We start from the raw sequence: 22,122 nt of genomic DNA, 5'->3' as shown, positions 1-22,122 counted from the left end.
TTATAATATGGGCTTACCGTTGAGCACGGCCTGGGTCAAACGCTCGCCGGTGTACACCAGCTTGAGAGAGAAGAACGGCGCGTCGCTGTCCAACAGCTCCAGAAAAATCTTGTCTCCGGCCCACATGGGCAGGGCCAACAGGTCCTGCTTGCCAATCCAGGCCAGTTCGCCCTCGTCGCAGTCCGGATTTACCGTACCGGTCCAGCCGGTACAGGTGAACAGGTGCATATACTCCGTGGGCCACCGGTCCGATACAAAGGTGACGATACCCCGGTACCGGTAGTCGGTCATGGTCAGACCCGTTTCCTCCCGGACCTCCCGCAGGGCGCAGTCCTCAGGGCTTTCCCGGTCCTCAAACTTGCCGCCGATGCCAATCCATTTATCCCGGTTGGCATCGGCTTCCTTTTTGACCCGGTGGAGCATCAGATATTGGCCGTCCCGTTCCAAATAGCAAAGGGTTGTCTGCACCATATCCATCACATCCGTCCCGTGGAACCAAATCCGCCGCTGCCCCGGGCCGTATCGCTGAGGGAATCGGCTTCCTGAAACTGGCCCCGCAGCACCGGTGTGATGACCAGTTGGGCAATGCGCTCCCCGTGCTCAATGGTTTGCGGCTCGGTGCCGTGGTTGTGGAGGGCCACCAGAAATTCTCCCCGGTAATCGGAATCCACAACGCCGACTTTGTTGGCCGGGGCCAGCCCCCGTTTGGATGCCATACCGCTGCGGGCGTAGACGAGACCGGCGTAGCCCACGGGGATTTCCATGGCAAGCCCTGTGTGGAGAAATACGGTTTCACCGGGGGCGATGGTCACCGGTTCTTCCAGGCAGGCGCACAGGTCCGCACCGGCGGCATATTCGGAGCTGTAGACCGGCAGGCGGGCCCGGGGGTCCAGCTTTTGAACGGAAATGGGTTGCTGTAACATAGCGATAGAAAACTCCTTTGCGCTTACCGGCCGTCATCCCAAAGGATGGTGCAGCCGGTGGAAATGGATGAGGGAATGGCAATCAGGCGCTGATTGGAGGAACCGCGGAACCGGAGATTCAGATTCTTCTTGGACTCCACAAAGGGACCGTCCACCAGCACGTCCAGATGGGACAGCATGGCGTCAATGGTTTCCTTGGGGCCGGGTTTCCCGGCGCGCAGAACTTCAAAGGTGTATCCCGTGTAGCACCAGATGGATTTTTTGGGGTAGCGCTGCCGGACGGCGTCCAGCAGGGGCAGCAATGCCTCGCGGTTGGCCGGTTCCATGGGCTCTCCGCCCAGGAGCGTCAGACCTTCCACATAGTCCGGGGCCAGCAGGTCCAGAATATGGGCCACAGTATCCTCGGTAAAGGGACTGCCGTACTGAAAGTCCCACGTCTCCGGCTGAAAACAGCCGGGACAGTGGTGGGTGCAGCCGGAGACGAAGAGGGACACCCGGACGCCGGGACCGTTGGCAATGTCACAGGGCTTGATGGCGGCGTAGTTCATGGGATTCCTCCTTGGATTAACCTTCAATCAGAATGGTGACGGCGTCAAAGGTGGACGCGTCGGTGTAGCTGCCGTAGACGGTCAATACCTGATCGGCTTTCAAATCCGACAGGCGCAGGGTGCGGCCCGTGGCGGCGTTGAGGATGGTCACGGAATTGTCCACATCCACATAGACCAGACGCTGGCTGACGTTGTTCAGCAGCGTCAGCTGCTTTTTGGAGGTATTCAGCGACAGCACCGTGCCGGTGAGCTTCCGGGAGGAGTCGCCGTGGCTGGTCAAAAGGTCCACAGAGAGAATGGTGTCGCCCACGGCCTTGACAGAGATCAGGTCACCGGCCTGGACCGTGGAAGCCATGACCAGCTGGCCGTTGTGGTAGATGGTGACCGATGGGGAGAGGGTCAGGGTGTGATTGATGCCGGTATCATCCAGAATGGTCCAGGTGGTGCCGGAGGAGGTGGCAAGAACCGTGGTCAGGGTGCCGCGGATGGTTTCCGTGGTGTCCTTGGCCACGAGTTTTTGAATCTCGCTGCCCACAACGGTGACGGTGACTTCCATGCCGGCGGCCAGACGGTCCACGGAAATGGGGGTGCTGCCCCACAGGAGCTGGGGAAGAGAATTGAGTTCCATGGAAATCTGAACGGTGCTGTCGTCCTCGTCGGTGAGGTAGACATTGACGGTGCTGCCGAAGGTTACAGAGGAGATGACGCCGTCCACGGTTCGGGTGGAACCGGATGCCGTCACGTCGGTAACCTTACCGGCTTTATCCTTGATAATGGTCAAAAACATGCCGGTACCCAGAGACGCCGCCGTACCGGTGGTGCCGTCGGTGAACGACACCTTGGTGTTCTGGGGCAGAATCAGGGTGCTGGTCTCCTTGGTTTTAGCGTCGATGATCTGCAAAAATCGGTTGCCGTTGGTGGTGGAGTAGTTCTTGACCACGGCCTGCTGGACGGTGACACCGGTGAGGTTGTACACGGTGACCCGGACAATGGCACCGTCACGAATCTGAATCCGGACGCGGGAACCGCTCTGGCTGGCGCTGAGCGCCTTGTCGCCGTTACTGGTGACGATTTCGGCTCCGGCGGGGATGGTATAGGTCCGCTGGAATCCCAGATTGTCCCGCAGGGCCAGACGGCCGCCGCTGTAATCCAGCAGCACGCCCTCCACAACCGTACCGTCGTAATTCTCAATCCACAGGGTCTGATTCTGAGCCTCCAGGTATTCCAGGCTGCGTACCAGCATGGTGGCCATGACGGCGCGGCTCACCTGGGAGTGGGGCAGGAACTCGTTGTCGCTGTTGCCATTGACAATTTTGTTGTCCAGCAGCACGGCGATATGGCCCCGATATTCCTTGGTGATGTCGGCGGTGTCCCGGAAGGTCAGCGTCATGCCGCTGTCGTTGAGCGCCTTGGCTTCGTCATCCAACTGCAATGCCCGGACGAAGAGCACAGACAGCAGCTCCTTGTCAATGGCGGAGGTGAGACGCAGGTTTTTCAGTTCGTTCTGGGACAGAATGCCCGTTGCCAGACACAGTTCCAGCTCGTCATAGGCCCAGCTGAGATTGGGGTCCACATAAGTGGCAACAAAGGTGCCGTAATCTTCATGAATCCGGGCTGATACGTCCTCCGTGGGGCTGTAGAGCCGGGTCAGCAGCGCAATGGCTTCGCAGGCGGTGATGATCCGGTCGGGTTTGACGGTACCGTCCTCATAGCCGGTCAGATAGCCCAGGTCGGCCAGTTCATTGAGATAGGGCGCGGCCCAGTGGTTCTCCAAATCGGTAAATTCCGCTGCAAGCACCGGTGTGGGCAGGGAGAAGAGAAGCCCCAGGGACAACAGCAGCGCAATAATCCGCTTTTTCATTTGGTTACACCTCGCTGTGTGATTTGTAGTAGTACTATGAGTATATCATAAACCGCACTGTTTCCATAGGGCTTTCCGAAAAATATACGCAAAAACCATAAAATTTTTCTTTTCCGACGGGCGGCCATGGAGTATAATGGAGCCGATACAAAAAAATGGAGGGAACACCCAATGTATGATGTAGCAGCCATCGGCGAACTTTTGATTGATTTTACCGTGGATCGCATCCAGGAGGACGGATATCCGGTCATGGCCGCCCATCCCGGCGGCGCACCGGCCAACTTTCTGGCCGCTCTGACCAAATACGGCAAAAAGACCGCCATGATTGCCAAGGTGGGCGATGACGCCTTGGGCCGCCAGCTGGTCCAGACTTTGCAGCAGGTGGGCATTGACGGCCGCGGCGTTCTGGTGGACGGGTCGGTGTTTACCACTTTGGCTTTCGTCACCCGGGACGCCAACGGCGAGCGGGAGTTCTCCTTTGCCAGAAAGCCCGGCGCCGATATGCTCCTGACGGCCGACGAGGTGCCCTATGATCTCATCGATCAGTCCAAGGCGCTCCACTTCGGCACGGTGTGCATGACCAATGAGCCCTCCCGGACGGCCCACTACAAAGCGGTGGAATACGCCCGGCAGAAAGGAAAGCTGGTGACCTTCGACCCCAATCTGCGGGAGCCGCTGTGGGCCGATCTGGAGGACGCCAAGGAACAGATGTTCTGGGGCTTCCGCCACGCCGATGTGGTAAAGATCAGCGACAATGAGGTGGAGTTCCTCTTCGGCTGCTCCGTGGAGGAGGGCGCGGAAAAGCTCCTGAAGGAATTCGGCGTCAAGCTGGTCTTTGTGACCCTGGGCAAGGACGGCTGTTACTTTGCCAACGGCAAGGGCAGCGGCCGGGTCCCCGGCGTCACCGACATCACGGTGGTGGATACCACCGGCGCCGGTGATATCTTCGGCGGCAGCGCCGTCACGGGCCTGCTGGAGCTGGACAAGGCCCCCGAGGACGTGACCGTGGAGGAAATGGCCAAAATCGCCGCCTTTGCCTGTACGGCGGCCAGCCTGTCCACCACCAACCTGGGCGGCATTTTCAGCGTGCCGGAGCGGGCTGCCGTGGAAGCGAGGATGCAGCAATGAGCGACAAGCTGGAACAGGCGTTCACCGAGGCGTTGACCCAGGCCATGGACGAGGCCGACGGCCTGGGCGTGACCCAGAAGCGGCTGCGGGCCGATGTGGAACGGTTCGGCGGCGCGGCGTGTGCCAGGGAACTGCTGAAGAAACAGCGCCGATCCGACGGTTTTGAAGCTCTTTCCGATTTGGGCCGTCTGGATTTGAGTTTGGAAGCGCTGGTGACGGCGGGGAAGTTCGGCTCCCTGTTCACCGATGACGAGGTGAACCAGTGCTTCACGGCCCTGTGCGACAATAACTATTATCGGATTTGATTCCATATGAACAAGGTCTCCGGCTGCCACCCAGAAGGGTTGGGCCGGAGACCTTGTTTAAAGGAGAATACTGTGAATTTTATCGAACTGAAAAAAATTGAAAATGAAACGGAACGTGTGAACAGGACATATGATATATTCAACGAAGACAGCAGACTCAATCATTCCAAAGCTGTACGAGTTGAATTTCTGACCACTGTCCATTATATAGAAAAATATTTACAAGAGGGCGACAAAATCCTCGATATTGGCGCAGGTGCAGGTGAATACAGCCTGTACTTTGCCCGTAAGGGATATAAAGTGTCGGCGCTTGAACTTGCCGATGCCAATATCGCAGCGTTCAGAAAGAAGCTCACTCCTGAAGATCATATCGACCTCGTTCAAGGAAATGCGCTTGACCTGTCTCGTTATGCAGAGAATTCCTTTGACATTGTACTGTTATTCGGCCCGCTGTATCACTTAGAAAACGAGGCGGACAAACAGAAATGTATCAGCGAAGCAAAACGTGTCTGCAAGAATACCGGCAAGATTTTCTTTGCCTTTATCTCCAATGACTTTGTATTTCTCACCGAACTTGCATACGATGTGAACTACTTTTCAAGCGGAGACTATGATAAGAAAACTTTCAAGCTCAACAATTTCCCATTTGTGTTCCACACAGTCGATGCCGCAAGAGCGGTTCTTGCTGAAGGAGGCATCAGGGTACTGCACGAGGTTGCGGCGGATGGGGCTTCCGAACTGATGGCGGAAAGGATCAACAAAATGACCGACGAGGACTACGCGCAATATCTTCGATATCACTTCTACATATGCGAAAAGCCCGAACTGTTTGGCATGACGAATCACTTTCTGTTTGTGGGAGAAAAGTAAGAATACCCACTACTATAAAATCTGAATGGAACGCCCCAAAAGCCCCCGGCAGCCGCCCCAAAGGACGCGCCGGGGGTTTTGATCTGCGAAACGCGATTAACCCAAAGCTGTAGCGAAGGAGACGTAATAGGATGGAGTTCAATCAACTCATACCGGAACTGACAGTTAAAGATATAGAAGAAACAAAAAATTTCTATCTCGATGTGTTGAAGTTTAAGCTGGAATATGAAAGACGAGAGGATAAGTTCCTATTCCTATCTTTTGAAGGTACTCAATTCATGTTTGAGGAACTGCATGAAGATGGATGGAATGTTGCAGAAATGACGTATCCTTTTGGTCGAGGCGTTAATTTTTCGATTGAAGTAGACAACATTGAAAAACTTTATCAGCACATTGTCCGCTCCCAGTATCCACTTTTTCGTCCTATGATGATTAACAAATACGAAATTAATGGTCAGTCTTTAGAACAAAAAGAATTTCTGGTACAAGATCCAGACGGATATTTATTAAGATTTACCCATGAATAATATAAAAACTGCTACTTCCAGTGAAGAAAGCAAAGCCGGGCGATCCAGCTGTGGCTGCTCATTTCACTTTGCGGCGGCCATGGACCAAGAGCATCAGGCCGGTCAAACCAATGCTGATGGACAAAAATAACACCACCACCCCCACCAGAACATAGATGGTGTCCTCGATGGAGGACCAGTCCCTTGTCTGCGCATAGCGGAGGAATTGAAAAAATTGCGTTCCTACGGAGAGGGAAGCCAGGCTCATGGCGGCCCAGGCCCGGACCGCCAGACTGCTTTGCTGTATTGTCGGTGCAACCTTAACTTTATTCCACAATTTGCCGATATATTAAATGAGTAAGATGCCGGAAAGGCGCTGCCGATAGCTTCAAATAGATATAAATCTATAAGTACAGGAGGGTTACTATGATTTCCAATATTGATGTAAAACAGAATCTGTTTAAGGTATTGCTGAAATGCTTTGTTTCCGTCCTGATCGTATATCTGATTTTTACACCGGTTTTCTATATCAGTAATTTGCTCTACATCAAACATGGGAACAGTGTAGACTGGGTACTCATTTTTGCCTATCTCAGTCGATTTTTAGCAGTGCTTTGTGTCGGGGTCTATCATAGGAGGAAAAACCGGAATATTCTCAGGGGCGACAGAAATTGGCCTTTTCTCATTCTACTCTGCGGCTGTTTAGGACTATCTGTGATTCTGCATTTAAAAAATATGCCGCACAAATGGTATTTTACTTGGGCGTCTACCTTCCGCATCTATGACGTTTTCGCTGACAATCTATTTTTCGTTGTGTTCATTGAGCAACTGTTTAACAGCTACCTCATTACAAGTTTCTTACTTTGTTCGCTTGTTGTTTTCTGCAGGCCATTGAAAAAAGTAACAGCTTAGTGATCCTGGCGACATACGCTGTTCCGTCAGAAAAATTTCCGAGAACAGTGCTATAGTGTGAAAAACCGGGTGCGCTGCACGGCAGCGCACCCGGTTCGTGCTGTTGATTGGGATTAGAACACGCCCTGCTCCATCATGGCGGCAGCAACCTTCTTGAAGCCCGCAATGTTGGCGCCGGCCACCAGGTTGTAACCCAGGCCGTACTCCTCAGCGGCTTCGGCGGAAGCGTTGTGGATATTGACCATCATGCGGTGCAGATGCTCGTCCACCTCTTCGGCGGTCCAGCTCAGACGCTCGGAGTTCTGGCTCATCTCCAGGGCAGAGACGCCGACACCGCCGGCGTTGACGGCCTTGGAGGGGGCCACAATCATGCCCTTCTGCTCCATCAGGTAGGCCAGGGCATCGTTGGTGGTGGGCATGTTGGCCACCTCAATATAGTACTTGACGCCGTTGGCGGCGATCTTCTTGGCTTCGTCCAGATTCACGTCGTTCTGGGTGGCGGAGGGCATGATGATGTCGGCCTTGACGCCCCAGGGCTTTTCACCGGGGTAGAAGGGCACGCCGAATTTGTCGGCATAATCCTGGACCTTATCTCGGCCACTGTTGCGCATCTCCACCAGATAGGCGATCTTCTCGGGGGTGTTGACACCGTCGGCGTCGTAGACGTAGCCGTCGGGACCGGACAGGGTGACCACCTTGGCGCCCAGCTCCGTGGCCTTCTTGCAGATGCCCCAAGTCACATTACCGAAACCGGCACAGGCAATGGTCTTGCCCTCGATGGTGTCGTTCTCATGCTTGAGGACCTCGCACAGGTAGTAAACTGCACCGTAACCGGTGGCCTCGGGACGGATCAGAGAGCCGCCGTAGCTCTGGCCCTTGCCGGTGAGGACGCCGTTCTCAAAGGTGCCCTTCAGGCGGCGGTACTGGCCGTACAGGTAGCCGATCTCGCGGCTGCCGGTGCCGATGTCGCCGGCGGGAACGTCCACATCGGGACCGATGTAACGATACAGAGCCGTCATAAAGCTCTGGCAGAAGCGCATGATCTCAGCGTCAGACTTGCCGCGGGGGTCGAAGTCGGAGCCGCCCTTGGCGCCGCCGATGGGCAGGCCCGTCAGAGAGTTCTTGAAGGTCTGCTCAAAGCCCAGGAACTTGATGATGCCGGGATAGACGGAGGGATGGAACCGCAGACCGCCCTTGTAGGGGCCGATGGCGCCGTTGAACTGGCAGCGATAACCGGTGTTGGTGTGCCACTGGCCGTCATCGGCCATCCAGCAGACACGGAAGGTGAACATCCGCTCCGGTTCCACCATACGGGTCAGCAGATCCGCTTTCTCATACTCGGGATGGGCGTTGATGACCGGCTCAATGGAGGAAAACACTTCTTCCACCGACTGCACAAACTCGGGCTCGTGGGCATACTTCTTCTTCACGTTCTCAATGACGCTGTTGATGTACGCATTCATACTCATGATGCTCCTTACATAATAGATGTCCTTCACGCGGCAGACGCCGCCCAACGGCGGAGGGGATCAGCCGAAGCTCTCGATGATCTCGACGATTTCCATGCCGATGCGGCCCTGGGCCTCGCGGGTACCGGCGCCGATGTGGGGGGTGCAGGAGACGGCGGGATGCTGGTAGAGCGCTTCGTTTTTGGTGGGCTCCTCAGCGTACACATCCAGACCGGCAGCGCGGACCTTGCCGCTGTTGAGGGCGTCCAGCAGGGCATCCTCGTCGATATTGCTGCCGCGGGAGGTGTTGATGAGAATCACTCCGTCTTTCATTTTAGCAATACTTTCCCGATTTATCAAGGGTTTTGCTTCAGTTGAGGGCATATTTAGCGAAATAAAGTCCGCTCGAACCAGTAACTCGTCCACGGGAACCCATTTTGCCGGGTCGTCGGGGCCTGCCGTCTTGCCGGAACGGTTGTTGACCAGAACCGTCATACCGAGACCGTGGGCCATCCGGGCCAGGGCCATGCCGATGCGGCCATAGCCCCAGATGCCCAGGGTTTTGCCGCAGACCTCCACGCCCTTGCTGTAGGCTTTTTTCTCCCATTTGCCCTCCCGCATGGTGTGTCCGGCAATGGACACATACCGGGCGCAGGAGAACATATGGGCCAGGGCCAGCTCCGCCACGGCGGCGGAAGACGCGCCGGGGGTGTTGCGCACGGCGATGCCGGCGGCCTCGGCGTCGGCCACATCGATGTTGTCGATGCCGACACCGGCCCGGATAATGAGCTTCAGTCGGGAACCCTTGGCCTGTTCGATGTGGGGAGCGCGGATTTTGGTGGCGCTGCGAATGATGACCGCGTCAAACTCCCGCAGGGCTTCGCCCAGCTGGTCCGGCTCATAGAATTGTTCCACGACTTCATGACCGTTTGCCCGCAGCTGGGATACGGCCTGTTGATCCATACCGTCGGTTACGAGAATCCGCATCATGGGGTTATCCTCCGTTTCTAAAAGTGGGTGTTGGGGGAATGGGGATCAGCCGTGCTCGGCCTCGTACTTCTTGAGGAAGTCCACCAGAGCCACAACGCCGTCCTTGGGCATGGCGTTGTAGATGGAGGCCCGGAGACCGCCTACGCTCTTGTGGCCCTTGAGGTTGTCGAAGCCGGCGGCCTTGGTGGCGGCCACCACATCGGCGTCCTGCTCCTTGGTGGGGGTGACAAAGGGTACATTCATAAGAGACCGGAACTCCGGCTCCACGGTGCCGCGGAACAGCTTGGACTGGTCCAGAAAATCATAGAGCACCTTGGCCTTGTCCATATTGAGCTTGTGCATAGCCTCAAGACCGCCAATGCTCTTGAGGTACTTAAAGACCTTGCCGCAGCAGTAGATGGCCCAACAGTTGGGGGTGTTGTACATGGAACCGCTGTCGGCGTGGGTCTTGTAGTTCATATAGACCGGTAGCTTGTCGCCCAGGTCGTCCCGGATCAAATCCTTGCGGATGATGGCGATGACCATGCCGGCGGGGCCCACGTTCTTCTGGACGCCAGCATAGATCATGCCGTAGTCGGAGACGTTGCAGGGCTTGGACAGGAACATGGAGGACTGGTCGGCCACCAGAATTTTTCCCTTGGTGTTGGGCAGCGTCTGATAGGTGGTGCCGTGGATGGTCTCATTTTCGCAGATGTAGACGTAATCGGCCTCCGGGTCCACGGGCAGGTCGGAGCAGTCGGGGATGTAGGAGAAATTCTTGTCCTCGCTGGAGGCCAGCACATTGATCTTGCCGAACTTCTTGGCCTCCTGATAGGCTTTCTTGGACCAGCTGCCGGTGATGATGTAGTCGGCCACGCCGTTTTTCAGCAGATTCATGGGAATCATGGAGAATTGCAGGGTAGCGCCGCCCTGGATAAAGAGCACATGGTAATTGTCGGGAATGCCCATCAGGTCCCGCAGGTCTTGCTCGGCCTCGTCCACGATGGTCTGGAACACCTTGGAGCGATGGCTCATTTCCATGACGCACATGCCGCTGCCGCGGTAATTGAGCATCTCGTCGCGGATTTCTTCGAGCACAGGCTCCGGCATGGTGGCCGGACCGGCGGAGAAGTTGTAAATACGATTGTACATGATGATCGCCCTCCTGAATCTTGATGGTGTTCAATTTAACCAGTAAGAGGTGGGCCGCAGCCCCTCTGTTACAGCTAGTATACGGCAAGTAATGGAAAGTTTCAACTGATTTCTGAAAATATTTCAGCAAATCAAAAAGTTTTTTGTACAATAAAGACAAAAAGAAAAACGATTGTACAAATGATTCAAACTATATTGTATAAATTGTATAATTTGCACAATAAAAAAGGCGATTGCGCTGTCGCTGCTGCGATGACATATGGCCTAGGCAATTCCATGACAGTCAAACACCGCCGCCGAAGGCACAGCAACGGCGGCGGTGTTTGGTCAGGGCGGTTTGAATTTGTTGCGGGTTGCCATGCCGCCGCGAATGTGGCGTTCGGCCTTGTTCTGCTCCAAAAGGGATTTGACCTGGTCGTACAGAACGCGATTGCAGAGGGGAAGGCGTTCGGAAAGGTCTTTATGTACAGTAGATTTAGAGATTCCAAATTTCTGTGCCGCGGCGCGGACGGTGGCGCGGTTCTCGATCATGTACACAGCCAGACGGCAGGCCCGTTCCTCGATGTTCTCCTTCAAGCTGCAACACTCCTCTATTCTTTCACTGGTGGAGTGTATGCGGAAAATGGGAGCGTGATTCCACGTCAGAGAGCAGGGTTCTGATGATACTGCAATTACGCTGGAAAAAGATATCTGGTGTAGTTAAAACGGTGAATGAGATTTTGAGAATACGCTGCTTTGTGGTATAATCAATCAAACCATTTAACTCAAGGACACGATCTATGATGGAGCATACATTAAGCAACAGCCGCAGGGAATATGCCCTTGCGTCTGCCAAACTTCTTGCTAATGATGTTGGAAAAAGGGGGAATAAGCCATGACAGAACTGGAACTCATGAAACACGCCAAGGGGTATCTGGACAAGCTGACCAACGGAATCAATCCGCTGGATGATTCCATTTTGCCGGATACGGATGTGGTCAATCAAGTGCGGATTTCCCGTTGCCTGTTCTATGTGTCGGATGTGCTGCGGCAGCTAATCGACCAAGGCGGCATGGCGGCGGCGAAACAGGGAAAAAAGCTGCCGTTTGCCATCACAGTTGGGGAGCGGGACCGTTTTGCCTTTTCGACTACGCCCATTTCAGTCAGCGAGATTGCCAAACGGATCAACGAAGCGGTATCCAATGACTCCATGAAAAAGTTTGGATACCGTACCATTACCGACTGGCTGCTGTCTGTGGGACTGCTTCGAGAACAGACATTTTCTGACGGTAAAAAGAAAAAATATCCGACGGAAAATGGAAATAAAATTGGTATTTTTCTAGAAGAACGAACGGGACAGTATGGCACTTACCAGGTGATTCTCTATACGGAGGAAGCACAGCATTTCCTCATTGACAACATTGATGCAATACTGGAACAACAGGCAGCGGAAAAAAAGAAAGAGGAGCCATAAGATGCAAATTGGATGCACACAAAAGATGCTGGCTTACCTGAAAAAAGAGCCGATGCCGGTAAAGTGCAGCCAGTGCAATTGGAACAGCGCGGTTGTTCCACCGGCAGGAGGAATCTCCAATGATTTGGCAAGAGGATGACATTAAAAGGATATTTTCCCAAAGGGACTATGCGCTGGGTGTGCAATATGTACAAAAAGGACGTGTCCAAAATTTGACAGCAGATGGCCCGGAAGAAAATTGTCAACTCCATTGCCAAGTGACGGGGACAGATTCTTATGATGTGTCGGTCCATATGAAAGGGGAAAAACTGCGGATTCAATGCTCCTGTCCGCGATTTGCGGATAAAGGAATCTGCAAACACGTTGCGGCAGCATTGATTTTCTATCTACGCCAGCGGGATGCCGTGTACAAAAACCGCAGTGACGGAGCAGTCGACCGGATGTTGCAATCGTATTTTTTACAGTCCAATGCCATGTTCTCCTGCGAGCCAAAGGTGCAGCTGCGCCCCATTCTGCACCCGGGAAGTGGGGATAGCTACCCCACATGGTCCTTTCAAGTGGGAATTGATAAATTGTATATGGTTCGGGATTTGGGACAATTTGCGCAGGCGTTCCGGCTGGAGAAGACTGTCGTCTATGGAAAGGCATTAACGCTGACGCATAGACGGGAACAATTTGACGACCACTCTCGCGAACTGTTGAATCTATTATTGGATCAAATACCCATGCAGTTGCAAACACAATTTGACCATTGGGGATTGCCTAGGCCAATCTTACCTAAAAATCAGATTTTATTGACTGGTTTTGCGCTAAAACAGTGGTTTTCTCTGCTTCAAAACACCACAGTGTCTGTGGCGGACAGCCCAAATCCGGTTTGTCTGGAGGAGAGCCGTCCCCAGGTCTCAGTTACAATTCGCCGTCATTCTGGAGGTGCACAGCTGCAATGGGACAGTCAGGAGGACTGGAGATTTTTTGGAGATTCCAGTGGATTCTATGGACTGAGTGCGAAGCAATTCATCCGCTGTGACGCGGAATTTCAGAAAAATGTCCAGCCCTTGCTGGGTAGCGCCAGCCATACAATGCGATTGTCCATGGAGGATTTGCCACTGTTTTGCAGCTGTGTGGTGCCCCGCATTCAAAATATGGTGGAGTTATATGATCCGGATGGTTTACTGACGGAGTTTTTGCCCGATGAATGTGTGCCGCAGTTTTACCTGGACCTGGAAAATAGGACGCTGCTGCTGCGTCTGGCGTTTCGGTATGATGCCGATACGTTTGACCTGGGGGCAGCGGCCCCGCCGGGAATCAAGCGGGACGTTCTGGCGGAAGAGCAGGCCAAATATCTGGTGGAACAGTCGTTTCAATGGGTCCGGGGCGCCGTGTTCCAATGGGAAATCGATGACACGGCGCTGTTTCAACTGCTCAGTGAAGGGATACAGACCTTCCAGGAGCGGGGGGAGGTATTTCTCAGCGACCGGCTGCAAGGAAAACGGGTGGAGCCGGGGCCGTCCGCTGTGGGCGTTTCCGTCAGCGATGGAATGTTGACGGTGCAGCTGGATACCGGGGGATTTCCACCCCAGGAATTGGAGGCGCTCTATCAGAGTATGCTCAAGAAGCGCCGTTACCATAAGCTGACCGACGGCCGGTATCTGGCTCTGGATGGCTCCGCCTATGAAACCCTGGCAGAAATGGCCCATATGCTGCAACTGACGCCGAAGCAGCTGACAGCGGGGACGGTGGAACTGCCGGCGTTTCGGGCCCCTTATGTGGAGGAACTGCTGAAAACCGGGGAAAACCTGGAGGTGCGGCGGGACCGGCAGTTCCGCGCCATGATGCAACAGTTCCGCTCTGGGGTCGACGGCGAATATCCGCTGCCGCCGGAACTGGAACCCATTTTGCGCCCCTATCAGAAGACCGGCTTTCAATGGCTCAAAACTCTGGAATCCTGCGGTTTCGGCGGCATTCTTGCCGATGAGATGGGCCTGGGAAAAACCCTGCAAGTTATTGCTTATCTGACAACCGTTACCCGGACGGCTGTGGGCCGTACCAGTCTGGTAGTGTGTCCGGCCTCTCTGATTTTCAACTGGATGGACGAATTGGCAAGATTTGCGCCGGAGCTGCGGGCTGCCGCCATTCTGGGTACGGCAGCGGAGCGCCGTCAGCTGAGAAAGGATTATAACCAGGCCGACTTGTGGGTGACCTCCTATGAGTTGCTGCGTCAGGATATCGAATCCTATATAAAAACGGAGTTCTATTGCTGTGTACTGGACGAGGCCCAGCACATCAAAAACCAGTCCACCCAGATTTCCAAGGCGGTGAAGCGGATTCTATGTCAACAGCGATTTATCCTGACGGGTACGCCCATTGAAAACCGTCTCAGCGAGATTTGGAATCTCTTCGATTTTCTGATGCCCGGCTATTTGTTTACCCACAGGAGCTTTGTAGAAAAGCTGGAAAAGCCAGTGGTCAAAAGCGGTGACAAGGATGCTATGGAGCAGCTGCGGCGACTGGTGCAGCCCTTCCTGCTGCGGCGGCTGAAAAAAGACGTGCTCAAGGAGCTGCCACCAAAGATTGAGTACGTCCGCAGAATCCCTTTGTCAGAGCAGGAACGGAAGTTGTATCATGCCACGGCCATGCAGGCGCGGAAGAACCTGGAAACCGGGGAGCAGGGGAAGCTGGCCATTTTGGCGGCGCTGACCCAGCTGCGGCAGATCTGCTGTGCGCCGGAGCTGTGCTTTGAAAACTATGATGGCCCCCACAGTAAGTTGGAGGCGGTGCTGGAATTGTGCAGCGGTATGGTGGAGAACGGCCATCAGATTCTCCTGTTTTCCCAGTTTACTTCCATGCTGGACCGAATTCGGGCGGGGTTGGATGCCCATTTCATTTCCCATTTCACGCTCCAAGGCTCCACGCCAAAGGAGCAGAGAGCCCAGTTGGTCAAGGCATTTAACCGGGGGGAGGCGTCGGTGTTTCTGATTTCTCTGAAAGCTGGCGGAACGGGTCTGAATCTGACTGCCGCGGACGTGGTCGTCCACTATGACCCCTGGTGGAATCTGGCGGCCCAGAGCCAGGCCACGGACCGGGCCCACCGTATGGGACAGCAGCGCCATGTCCAAGTCTACCAGATGATTGCCAAGGACACCATTGAGGAGCGGATTCTGGAACTGCAATCGAAAAAAGCCGCTCTGATGGAGACCATCGGAGAAGGCAACGAGGGCGCCATTCTCCAGATGTCTAAAGAGGAACTGCTGGATTTGCTGGAATAGCCGGTTGGCAATGCTGGTGTCAATACAGGAACCCTTAGGTGATACAAACTGCCCAACTCCATGTACGGAGTTGGGCAGTTTGCTATAGGAAATATAGATTGCATACAAAAACTTTACAGCTCCATATGCAGCGGTTTTGCAGCAGAAGATTGGCCAGCTGCTGGTATTTGCTCAGAAGGGTGGAACCGGACAGTCAATCGTTGTACTGCAATGGAATGGTATAGGACCAGCCATCTGCGTCATTTCCGGTGCTGCCGGAATAGGCGGTGCCAATGGTAAAATCCTCACCGGAGACAAAATCGCCCAGACGATAACCCTCCTGACGCAGCAGGTCGCTGACCTGATACCACAAGGTCAACTGCTCCATCGTACAGCGCTCCGGCGTGCGGTAGGCGTCTTCCCGCTGCGCGACGGCCTGTTCCACTTCCTGGAGATACACTTGCATCGTTGCTTCGGCGTAGGTGCGGTCGTAGACAAACACGGTTTCCGAATCATACCGGCCATACAGGAACCGGCTGCCGTAGTCCGGATGGTCGTTGAGCTTACGCAATGCTTCCAAAACATAACCGTATTCATACTCGCTGATGTCGATTTTCGCAGATTGCCCCGACAAACTCTGTCCGGCCGCGATCAGCTGTTCATAGATCGGCGCCATAATGGAGCGATACGTTTGGTTATCCGTAGGAGACAGCAGCCCACCAAAATCGTCCGTTATTTGCGCTCCTGCACCAGTTTCACCAGAGATTTTCCCATCGGTGACAGGCGGAAGACCTAACGTATCATATTTGGTACTGGTGCAGAGGTGCTCGGCATCCCAGTTGCTGTGGTCCCGGCCCATGGCGCTGTCGCTGAGCAGGAAGTAGTTGTAGCGGACATAGCCCTCCCGATTGGGAGTGGGGTCGTCCCAGGTGGTATCCACATGGTACCAATCCCCATCAATTTGAACAATGTTCCAGGCGTGATATCCACCTTTTCCATAGCCGGATACCGTTTCGCAGGGAATACCGGCTTCGGTCAGCAACGCTTCATATGCCTTGGCGTAGCCGGCGCAGACCGCGGTTTCCTCCAACAGTGCGCCACTGGCTGTATAGGAGACATACGGCATATCGCCGCTGTAAAGGCGCATGTCGTATGCACAGTGGAGCACCAGATAGTCGTGAAGGGTTTTGGCGATGGTGTAGTCCGACATATCCGGAGTGATGTACTGGGCTGCGATCTCCCTGGCTTTGTCTTTGGCCTCCTGACTGATGACCATCCAGGAGCTACCGCCGCTGCTGCTGTCAATGACACCATCGGTAAAGATCAAGCTGTACGCGATATTCAGCGTCAGCACATGTCCGTCCTGGGCCTGGGTGCAGTTTATGGTATTGACATAGAACGGATTTTCTCCATCGATGTCTGCGATTTCCCGGGCCAGCGCCAGCAGCGTTTCGGCATTGAGATAGTAGTCCGATACATCAATGACGCTTTGTTGTTCTGCCAGACCGTTGACCAGCAGCGCGGTGAGCATCTCCTCTTCGGACAAGGTCATGTTACGATCCTGGTCCGGGGTCTCCTGAATCGTGCCGGACTGCTTCCACAGGAAGTAGACCACATCCCGCCGGGGACAGGCCCCTTTGGCGGTGATGGTTACCCCATCGGTGAGATCGTTCTGGGACGCCCAGGTCATGGCGTCGGCGGACCAGTCGCTGCCGGTGTTGCCACCGGCGGCCCGGCACAGCATGGCAAGGAACTGATCATAGGCCAGAGCGCTGTCGGGACTGAACCGACTGTTGCCAACGCCGTTGGCAATGCCCTGCTCCACAGCCCAGAGCACAGCCTTGTAATAATACTGGGACGAATCGGCCACATCGGTAAAGGGGGAGACCGTTGTAGAGGGAGCGGGAGAACCGGCGGCCCGCCACAGGAATGTCACGGCCTGAGCCCGTGTCACCGTGCCATCCGGTGAAAACGTGTTGGCGCCGGAACCGTTGGTGATGTTCTCCTCCAATGCCCATGATACGGCGTCGGCAAAATAATCGGTGGCCCGGACATCATAAAAGTCCCGGAACGCGACGCCGTGGGTGGTGGTACTGTCTGCCATATGGGTACCGAAGATTTGATCAAATTCATATAGCAGCTCTTGCGCATGGACGGTGTCCGGCTGGCCGTCGGTGGTATCGTATTGGGCAATGAATTGGTACCCATGGGGGAATGTTGGATTGTTCAACACACTGCAATCGTGGTAAAAATCCACCACCAGTCCGGCGGGAATCACCATGCCGTCCAACCGTTCCACGCTCTTTTTCAGTGTAGCGGTCACGGTGGTGCCGGTATACACCAGCACCGTCCCTTCCGACGGCCAGGTAAATACCTTGTCATTGCGCACGTTGGCAAAGTTGATGGCAGCATCATATACTTCCTGTACCAATTCATCGCCCTGCTGGCCGAAATTGTCCACATTGCTCGTCGCCCGGGCCGGAAGCGTACCCAGCAGCAGCGCCGCAGACAGAAACAGCGCTGCAAGTTTACAGAAACAGTTTCTCATATAGAATGCTCCTTAATGTACCAATATTGAAAAGAATCGAGTGATTATACAGGCAAGCCAACTGCTTCCACAGGCAGTGGATTACGTTGGCACGGGGACAGGCATCCTGGCCTGGATGACAGAACCCGTCAGTCAGGGTCTGATTTATTTTGCCTGATAAGCTGATTATATCAAAACTTGGTAAATACTGCAAGATGATGGAACATACGGAAGCGCAGAACCTGCTGTAAGATGCCGCGGTTCTTTCACCGGTGGAGTGTGTTTCCATGACAAGAACGATTCACGTTTTTTGAAGCCCATCCATGCAAAATCGACGCTTCCTATTGGCGGAGAGAGACAGATTGAAGTTTTGAAACACCTTAAAATCTTCATCCTTCATTTGTGGTGTCGTCCCGGGGCTACGGCCTGCTGTGGAACAATCCCGGCGTGGGCCGGGCGGTGTGAGGAGCTGCTGGAGGTGGCCCGGGAATACAAACGCCGTGGTTTGCCCATCGACGTCATCGTGGTCGATTTCTTCCACTGGCCCAAACAGGGCGAATGGAAGTTCGACCCCACCTATTGACCCGACCCCGACGCCATGGTAAAGGAACTGAACGGCATGGGCATTGAGCACATACAGGCAAGGCTTGAGTTAGGAGCTGATTTACGGTATAATATTCAAAATCAATAGCCAATGGACGATGGGCTCAGGGGTGTATGGCAGCTGCCATTATGTGGAGCTGTTTTCGTTTAACCTGATGGGCAACTGAGAAAACGATAAGGAGAGATCCATGTGGCACGGATCAAGGATGTGGCACAGCGGGCCCAGGTGGGCGTCGGTACAGTCTCCAGAATGCTCAATGGAAGCGGATATGTGGCGGAGGAGACAAGGGAAAAAATCGAGCAGGCCATGCGGGAGTTGAACTATACCCCCAATGAGCTGGCCAGGAATCTGTATCGTAAACGGACGGGCATTATTGCGGTGATGGTCCCCAACGTTTCCAATCCCTTTTTTGCGGAATTTGTGGATTGCGTGGAGGAGGATCTGTATGACGCGGGGTATAAGATGATGCTGTGCAATACGGCCAAAGCCCATAATGCGGAGTTGGAATATCTGGACATGCTGAACCGACATATTGTGGACGGCGTCATCAGCGGGGTGCATTCCCTGGATATTGCGGAATACAGAAAGGTGCAAAAGCCCATTGTGGCGCTGGACCGCTATCTGGACGAGGAGATCCCGGTGGTGGCGGTGGATCATGCGTCCGGCGGCCGTATGGCGGCGGAGGAGTTGCTGCGATGCAGTTGCCGCAACATTCTGCATTTTTGCGGCTCGACGGCAGTGGAATCGCCGTACCACCAGCGCCATCAGGAATTTGAGAAGTGTATGGCTAGGAGACATTGCCGTACAACCATGTATGAGCTGGAATGGAATCGATTGGATTCCCAATACTATCAGGAAGTGGTGGAAGCGGTATTCTCCCAACCATTCGACTACGATGGTGTCTTTGCTGTGGACTGGCTGGCCATCGAATGTATGAACGAGGCCCTGCGGCGGGGATACAAGGTCCCCAGAGATATTTGCTTTGTCTCCTACGACGGCACGTTTTTGACCAATGTGGTGGAACCACGCATGACGACAATTGTACAACCCATCGCGGGACTGGCCAAAGAGGCGGTACGCCTGCTGACCGATCAGATTCAGGGCAGAAAGCCCCAGAATAAAAGCGTGGTGCTTGGGGTGACGCTGAGAAAAGGGCATACAACGCGGTAATGGAATATTTAACAAATTACCGGGATGATCGTTTTATAATGTGCACAAAAAAACAAAAATCATCAAAAAAAGATTGACTTGAAAGCCATGGGGCTTATAATGAAGACAACCGGGCAGAGAGTCTATTGCAATGTGGAACGGGTTCCATGTTGCAATATAAATTCTTCGATGTGGAACCCGTTCCATATCGGGCTGCACCGGACAATCAACTGTAAAATTATATTGAAAGGAAGAGCGAAAAATGAAAAAACGGATCGTCAGTTTTGTGCTTGCCATGGCCATGATGACCACCATGGGCGCCTGTGGTTCCAAAGAGACCACCGGGGACAAGGAGAGCGATACCGGAGCGGGAAGCAGCATTACGGTACTGGTGGAGAGCGGCTCTCCTGCGGAGGCTCTGGCCAAAGAGACTGCCGCTGCGTTCCAGGAGGAGACCGGCTGTGAGGTCATCATTGACGCCGTGGCCTATACCGGAATGTACGACAAGCTGTCTACCGAGATCCGGGCCAATCAGGCCACACACGATGTGGCGTGCATGGACGTGGTGTGGCTGGCTGCCTTTGCCGATGCCATTGAGCCTGTGACTGGCGCCGACACCAGCGACTTCCTTCCGACGCTGGAGGAGAGCGGCACGATTGACGGCAAGCTGCTGGGCTATCCCATGTGGGTCAACTCAAAGATTCTCATCTATAGAAAGGATCTGATCTCTGAGGATCAGGTTCCCACCACCTGGGACGAGTACAAGGCCCTGGCCCAGGAGCTGGCCACCGGTGATATGTACGGCACCACCGTCTTCGGCAGCGGCTCCGATGCCGTCTGCTCTTTCCTGGACTTTGCCTGCCAGGCCGGCGCCGAGGGGCTGATCTTTGACAGCGAAGGCAATGTGAACATCACCGATCAGGCCTATGTGGACGCTCTGAACTTCATGGTAGAGACCGCTGCCGCCGACTACACGCCTGCCGACGCCTTGGCCACGGCTGCTACGGAATCCCAGGAGCTGTTCACAAACGGCAAGGTGGCCATGCAGCTCAACTGGAGCCATCAGTATTCCGCTGCGGTGGAAGCCATGGGCGCCGATAAGGTAGGATGCGCGCCGATGATCGGCGGCAGCGCCGGTGTGGGTGCCACCACCGGTCCCTGGTATCAGTGTGTGATGAAGAATTCTGAAAACAAGGAAATGGCCCAGAAGTATGTGGAATACATGTATGAACACAACGGCGACTACATGGATCTGACCCTGAAGATCGCGGCCAGAACCTCTGTCTATGAAGCGGCCGGCAACGAGGCAGGTACGGAGCACACCAAGGCTGTGCTGGAGACACTGGGCGCAACCCAGTCCCAGGCCAGACCCATGGTAAAGACCTGGGCGCAGATTGAGGAGGTCCTCATCGGTGTGGTGGAGTCCTGCCTGGGCGGTGCGGACGTCACTGAGACCCTGAACAATGCCAAGACGGAGATCGAGGCCATCGGCAAGTAAGCAAGGTATCTCTGCTGCGAGAATAGATGTCGGGGGACGCTGCCTGGGGCAGCGTCCCCCCGTGCGGGAAATCCGTGTCGGCATGGCCGCCAATGGGATGCTGTGCCGGAAGATGGGAGAATACTATGAGACTGATTTCCAGAAAAACATTGCTGTTGTTTTTCCTGCCTGGGGCCATCTTTATGGGAGCCTTTCTGATTTATCCCATACTGACCATGGTTTATGACAGTTTTTTTGAGATTGGATTGACGGGAGACCGTTCCTTTGTGGGCCTGGCCAATTACATTCGGGCCTTTACGGCTGGTGGATTCCTGAAGCAGCTGCGGAATACCATCGTCTACATTGTAATCGCCGTCGGCGTAGAGACGGTGATGGGGTTTGTTTTTGCGCTGTTTTTTGAATTGAACTATAAAGGGAGCCGAATTCTGCGATCCATTATGATGGCTCCGTTGATGATAGCGCCGTTGGTAGCCGGTCTGACCTGGAAGCTGATGATGAGCTCCAGCTTTGGCATTGTCAACGAGCTGCTGACCCGCGTGGGGATTCTGTCCAGCAGCAGTGATATCATCTGGCTGGCTGACGAACGGTGGTCGCTGCTGGCCTGCTGCATTGCGGATATCTGGCTGACCACGCCCTTTATGATGCTGATGACGCTGGCCGGTCTGCGGGGCATCAACTCCAGCGTGCTGGAGGCCGCAAAAATGGACGGCGCCAGCCCACTGCAGCAGATTCTGACCATCAAACTGCCTATGATCAAACCGGTTCTGCTGACGGCGCTGTCGGTACGCATCATCGACGCTGCCAGAACCTTTGATATCATCTGGGCCATGACCGAGGGCGGCCCCAACAGTTCGTCGGAGACCATCAGCATCGTCATCTACAAGACGCTGACGCGGTATGCCGACATCGGCTATGCCAGCTCCATGGCAGTGATCTTCATTGTGGTGCTGGTGGTGTTTACGCTGGTGTTTATGCAGAGCCTGTGGAACCCCAGAAAAAGCATGTAAGGGAGTGGGGAGAGCAA

The 22,122-nt window shown here is 54.5% G+C and carries 20 protein-coding genes and 1 pseudogene; 11 read left to right on the top strand and 10 right to left on the bottom strand.

The window, feature by feature from the left end; translation table 11 throughout:
- From ACTQ33_RS02415 to ACTQ33_RS02400, 4 genes are read right to left on the bottom strand one after another with little or no spacing between them, the layout of a single operon-like run.
- A complete protein-coding gene (locus tag ACTQ33_RS02415; RefSeq protein WP_441461838.1) occupies window positions 1–471 on the bottom strand; it encodes an NUDIX hydrolase in 471 nt (156 codons plus the stop codon).
- Between the two features lie 5 nt (window positions 472–476).
- Window positions 477–923: a dUTP diphosphatase gene (gene dut / locus ACTQ33_RS02410; RefSeq protein ID WP_441461836.1), complete on the bottom strand. Its 447-nt coding sequence runs from the start codon at window positions 921–923 to the stop codon at window positions 477–479.
- Window positions 924–946: 23 nt separating this feature from the next.
- Window positions 947–1,471, bottom strand: a complete 525-nt coding sequence (nrdG, locus tag ACTQ33_RS02405; protein ID WP_441461835.1) for an anaerobic ribonucleoside-triphosphate reductase activating protein — start codon at window positions 1,469–1,471, stop codon at window positions 947–949.
- 16 nt (window positions 1,472–1,487) lie between these two features.
- Complete coding sequence (locus ACTQ33_RS02400; RefSeq protein WP_441461833.1) at window positions 1,488–3,332, bottom strand: S-layer homology domain-containing protein; 1,845 nt, start codon at window positions 3,330–3,332, stop codon at window positions 1,488–1,490.
- A 171-nt stretch (window positions 3,333–3,503) separates the two neighbouring features.
- Between ACTQ33_RS02400 and ACTQ33_RS02395 the strand changes: the two genes are divergently transcribed.
- The 4 genes from ACTQ33_RS02395 (at window position 3,504) to ACTQ33_RS02380 (ending at window position 6,162) form a co-directional block, all read left to right on the top strand.
- Window positions 3,504–4,460: a carbohydrate kinase family protein gene (locus ACTQ33_RS02395; protein WP_441461831.1), complete on the top strand. Its 957-nt coding sequence runs from the start codon at window positions 3,504–3,506 to the stop codon at window positions 4,458–4,460.
- Complete coding sequence (locus ACTQ33_RS02390; RefSeq protein ID WP_441461829.1) at window positions 4,457–4,765, top strand: hypothetical protein; 309 nt, start codon at window positions 4,457–4,459, stop codon at window positions 4,763–4,765. The genes ACTQ33_RS02395 and ACTQ33_RS02390 overlap by 4 nt, the downstream gene beginning before the upstream one ends.
- Before the next feature lie 72 nt (window positions 4,766–4,837).
- Complete coding sequence (locus ACTQ33_RS02385; RefSeq protein WP_441461827.1) at window positions 4,838–5,635, top strand: class I SAM-dependent methyltransferase; 798 nt, start codon at window positions 4,838–4,840, stop codon at window positions 5,633–5,635.
- A gap of 131 nt (window positions 5,636–5,766) precedes the next feature.
- Window positions 5,767–6,162 carry a bleomycin resistance protein gene (locus ACTQ33_RS02380; protein WP_441461826.1) on the top strand — a complete coding sequence of 132 codons (396 nt, stop codon included), beginning with the start codon at window positions 5,767–5,769 and terminating at the stop codon, window positions 6,160–6,162.
- Window positions 6,163–6,220: 58 nt separating this feature from the next.
- Here ACTQ33_RS02380 and ACTQ33_RS02375 read toward each other — a convergent pair whose 3' ends face one another.
- Entirely contained in the window at window positions 6,221–6,478 is a 258-nt protein-coding gene (locus tag ACTQ33_RS02375; protein WP_441461824.1) for a hypothetical protein, read from the bottom strand.
- 89 nt (window positions 6,479–6,567) lie between these two features.
- Here ACTQ33_RS02375 and ACTQ33_RS02370 point away from each other — a divergent pair, with 89 nt between their 5' ends.
- Entirely contained in the window at window positions 6,568–7,053 is a 486-nt protein-coding gene (locus tag ACTQ33_RS02370) for a hypothetical protein (RefSeq protein WP_441461822.1), read from the top strand.
- 113 nt (window positions 7,054–7,166) lie between these two features.
- On the opposite strand, the gene gdhA is transcribed toward ACTQ33_RS02370, so the two are convergent.
- The 4 genes from gdhA to ACTQ33_RS02350 form a co-directional block, all read right to left on the bottom strand.
- The gene (gdhA, locus tag ACTQ33_RS02365; protein WP_441461820.1) at window positions 7,167–8,516 is read right to left on the bottom strand and encodes an NADP-specific glutamate dehydrogenase; all 1,350 of its coding nucleotides are present in this window, start codon (window positions 8,514–8,516) and stop codon (window positions 7,167–7,169) included.
- 66 nt (window positions 8,517–8,582) lie between these two features.
- Complete coding sequence (locus ACTQ33_RS02360; protein WP_441461818.1) at window positions 8,583–9,491, bottom strand: D-2-hydroxyacid dehydrogenase; 909 nt, start codon at window positions 9,489–9,491, stop codon at window positions 8,583–8,585.
- 45 nt (window positions 9,492–9,536) lie between these two features.
- Window positions 9,537–10,622, bottom strand: coding sequence for a 3-phosphoserine/phosphohydroxythreonine transaminase (serC, locus tag ACTQ33_RS02355; RefSeq protein ID WP_441461816.1), 1,086 nt, complete (start codon window positions 10,620–10,622; stop codon window positions 9,537–9,539).
- A 327-nt stretch (window positions 10,623–10,949) separates the two neighbouring features.
- Complete coding sequence (locus ACTQ33_RS02350) at window positions 10,950–11,198, bottom strand: sporulation transcriptional regulator SpoIIID (protein WP_441461814.1); 249 nt, start codon at window positions 11,196–11,198, stop codon at window positions 10,950–10,952.
- A 298-nt stretch (window positions 11,199–11,496) separates the two neighbouring features.
- Between ACTQ33_RS02350 and ACTQ33_RS02345 the strand changes: the two genes are divergently transcribed.
- Together ACTQ33_RS02345 and ACTQ33_RS02340 are read left to right on the top strand one after the other, a co-directional pair.
- Complete coding sequence (locus ACTQ33_RS02345; RefSeq protein WP_441461812.1) at window positions 11,497–12,075, top strand: hypothetical protein; 579 nt, start codon at window positions 11,497–11,499, stop codon at window positions 12,073–12,075.
- Window positions 12,076–12,194: 119 nt separating this feature from the next.
- Window positions 12,195–15,341: a DEAD/DEAH box helicase gene (locus ACTQ33_RS02340; RefSeq protein WP_441461810.1), complete on the top strand. Its 3,147-nt coding sequence runs from the start codon at window positions 12,195–12,197 to the stop codon at window positions 15,339–15,341.
- Window positions 15,342–15,534: 193 nt separating this feature from the next.
- Here the strand turns inward: ACTQ33_RS02340 and ACTQ33_RS02335 are convergent, their stop codons facing one another.
- Entirely contained in the window at window positions 15,535–17,868 is a 2,334-nt protein-coding gene (locus tag ACTQ33_RS02335; protein ID WP_441461808.1) for an S-layer homology domain-containing protein, read from the bottom strand.
- A 442-nt stretch (window positions 17,869–18,310) separates the two neighbouring features.
- Between ACTQ33_RS02335 and ACTQ33_RS02330 the strand changes: the two are divergent.
- The 4 genes and pseudogenes from ACTQ33_RS02330 to ACTQ33_RS02315 form a co-directional block, all read left to right on the top strand.
- Window positions 18,311–18,427 (top strand): annotated as a pseudogene (locus ACTQ33_RS02330) (TIM-barrel domain-containing protein); the annotation flags it as partial.
- Window positions 18,428–18,640: 213 nt separating this feature from the next.
- Window positions 18,641–19,621, top strand: coding sequence for a LacI family DNA-binding transcriptional regulator (locus ACTQ33_RS02325; protein ID WP_441461806.1), 981 nt, complete (start codon window positions 18,641–18,643; stop codon window positions 19,619–19,621).
- A gap of 241 nt (window positions 19,622–19,862) precedes the next feature.
- Window positions 19,863–21,098, top strand: coding sequence for an ABC transporter substrate-binding protein (locus tag ACTQ33_RS02320; protein ID WP_441461804.1), 1,236 nt, complete (start codon window positions 19,863–19,865; stop codon window positions 21,096–21,098).
- Between the two features lie 125 nt (window positions 21,099–21,223).
- A complete protein-coding gene (locus tag ACTQ33_RS02315; protein ID WP_441461802.1) occupies window positions 21,224–22,105 on the top strand; it encodes a carbohydrate ABC transporter permease in 882 nt (293 codons plus the stop codon).
- Window positions 22,106–22,122: the final 17 nt, after the last annotated feature.

This window comes from Candidatus Avoscillospira sp. LCP25S3_F1 (assembly GCF_052117125.1).
Classification (GTDB): domain Bacteria; phylum Bacillota; class Clostridia; order Oscillospirales; family Oscillospiraceae; genus Avoscillospira_A.
The sequence above is the reverse complement of the archived record's forward strand: the minus strand, read 5'-3'. Positions and strand labels throughout refer to the sequence as shown.

Excerpts from the sequence above, each read along its gene's own strand:
- ACTQ33_RS02415 (WP_441461838.1), bottom strand. The coding sequence starts at position 471 with ATGGTGCAGACAACCCTTTGCTATTTGGAACGGGACGGCCAATATCTG.
- dut (WP_441461836.1), bottom strand. The coding sequence starts at position 923 with ATGTTACAGCAACCCATTTCCGTTCAAAAGCTGGACCCCCGGGCCCGC.
- nrdG (WP_441461835.1), bottom strand. The coding sequence starts at position 1,471 with ATGAACTACGCCGCCATCAAGCCCTGTGACATTGCCAACGGTCCCGGC.
- ACTQ33_RS02400 (WP_441461833.1), bottom strand. The coding sequence starts at position 3,332 with ATGAAAAAGCGGATTATTGCGCTGCTGTTGTCCCTGGGGCTTCTCTTC.
- ACTQ33_RS02395 (WP_441461831.1), top strand. The coding sequence starts at position 3,504 with ATGTATGATGTAGCAGCCATCGGCGAACTTTTGATTGATTTTACCGTG.
- ACTQ33_RS02390 (WP_441461829.1), top strand. The coding sequence starts at position 4,457 with ATGAGCGACAAGCTGGAACAGGCGTTCACCGAGGCGTTGACCCAGGCC.
- ACTQ33_RS02380 (WP_441461826.1), top strand. The coding sequence starts at position 5,767 with ATGGAGTTCAATCAACTCATACCGGAACTGACAGTTAAAGATATAGAA.
- ACTQ33_RS02370 (WP_441461822.1), top strand. The coding sequence starts at position 6,568 with ATGATTTCCAATATTGATGTAAAACAGAATCTGTTTAAGGTATTGCTG.
- gdhA (WP_441461820.1), bottom strand. The coding sequence starts at position 8,516 with ATGAATGCGTACATCAACAGCGTCATTGAGAACGTGAAGAAGAAGTAT.
- ACTQ33_RS02360 (WP_441461818.1), bottom strand. The coding sequence starts at position 9,491 with ATGATGCGGATTCTCGTAACCGACGGTATGGATCAACAGGCCGTATCC.
- serC (WP_441461816.1), bottom strand. The coding sequence starts at position 10,622 with ATGTACAATCGTATTTACAACTTCTCCGCCGGTCCGGCCACCATGCCG.
- ACTQ33_RS02345 (WP_441461812.1), top strand. The coding sequence starts at position 11,497 with ATGACAGAACTGGAACTCATGAAACACGCCAAGGGGTATCTGGACAAG.
- ACTQ33_RS02340 (WP_441461810.1), top strand. The coding sequence starts at position 12,195 with ATGATTTGGCAAGAGGATGACATTAAAAGGATATTTTCCCAAAGGGAC.
- ACTQ33_RS02335 (WP_441461808.1), bottom strand. The coding sequence starts at position 17,868 with ATGAGAAACTGTTTCTGTAAACTTGCAGCGCTGTTTCTGTCTGCGGCG.
- ACTQ33_RS02320 (WP_441461804.1), top strand. The coding sequence starts at position 19,863 with ATGAAAAAACGGATCGTCAGTTTTGTGCTTGCCATGGCCATGATGACC.
- ACTQ33_RS02315 (WP_441461802.1), top strand. The coding sequence starts at position 21,224 with ATGAGACTGATTTCCAGAAAAACATTGCTGTTGTTTTTCCTGCCTGGG.